This window comes from Uliginosibacterium aquaticum, from assembly GCF_012972705.2.
In the GTDB taxonomy this organism is placed as follows: Bacteria; Pseudomonadota; Gammaproteobacteria; order Burkholderiales; family Rhodocyclaceae; genus Uliginosibacterium; species Uliginosibacterium aquaticum.
In genome coordinates this window covers 1-570 of the sequence record NZ_JABCSC020000013.1, presented here as the reverse complement: position 1 = coordinate 570, position 570 = coordinate 1, and the positions used below count along the sequence as shown (strand labels likewise).

The following is a 570-nucleotide window of genomic DNA, read 5'->3' as shown; positions in this document are numbered from 1 at the left end:
CCGCCACCTTCACCGCGAATGACGCCTTCACCGGCACCGCTTCGGTCTCGGTTGCCGCAGGCTCCTACACCAATGCCGCCGGCAATGCCGGCACGGCCGGCACGGACTCCGTGCCGGTCGATACCGCACCGCCCGTGCCGACCATCACGCTCGACGCCAACATCACGCCGGACGACATCATCAACGCCACCGAGGCCGGTCAATCCATCGCCATCACCGGTGTGGTCGGGGGGGATGCCAAGGTGGGTGATACCGTCACCCTCACCGTCAATGGCAAGGACTTCAGCGGCACCGTCGTCAGCACCGCAGGGGTGCTCGGCTTCAGCATCGCTGTGCCGGGCGCGGATCTCGTGGCCGACAGCGACGCCACCATTCAGGCCTCCGTCACCACGACCGATGCCGCGGGCAACTCCGCGTCCGCCACCGACACCGAGGGCTACTCCGTCAACACTGGAGCCCCCACGGTCACCGTCGATATCGTCGATGCGGCCCTCAACGTCGCCGACAAGGTCTCCACCGTCACCTTCAGCTTCTCCGAAGCCCCGGTCGGCTTCACCGCTGCGGACATCA

General features: G+C 67.2%; 1 protein-coding gene. It reads left to right on the top strand.

Features of this window, described 5'->3' with window-relative positions:
• Positions 1-570, top strand: a 570-nt coding sequence (locus tag HJ583_RS18905; RefSeq protein WP_170023357.1) for an Ig-like domain-containing protein, incomplete at both ends; no start/stop codon positions are given.